This is a genomic window from Priestia sp. SIMBA_032, from assembly GCF_046535215.1.
Lineage (GTDB): Bacteria > Bacillota > Bacilli > Bacillales > Bacillaceae_H > Priestia > Priestia aryabhattai.
In genome coordinates, this window is sequence record NZ_JAWRXD010000284.1 from 1 (window position 1) to 335 (window position 335).

Genomic DNA, 335 nt, shown 5'->3' on the forward strand with positions numbered 1-335 from the left:
TATTGTAAGTTATGATAGATATATTCGAAAAATCGTTGATATAATTTCATTTACTACAGGATTGTTCAACAAATCGAAAAGAGAAGAGGTCACAGCAGACATCTCCTCTTTTCGAGTATATAGATTATCGCCCAAACTTCACAATGAAAGTATCTGCTGTTTTCTCCATCTCATACCCGAGATACCCCTCCGAAAGCAAAGCCTGCTGTCCACTAGCATCACTCATTAGAATACTTTGAATATCCGTCCAATCGCTTTCTTTATCTCCGCGCAATTTCTTCACAAAAACATACCGCAGACTACCACCATACTTCTCCTTTAGTGCAGCAATCGCC

The 335-nt window shown here is 39.1% G+C and carries 1 pseudogene; it reads right to left on the reverse strand.

Annotated features, from left to right (window positions below):
• Positions 1-124: 124 nt before the first annotated feature.
• Positions 125-335, reverse strand: a pseudogene (locus SB717_RS34395) (GNAT family N-acetyltransferase); the annotation flags it as partial.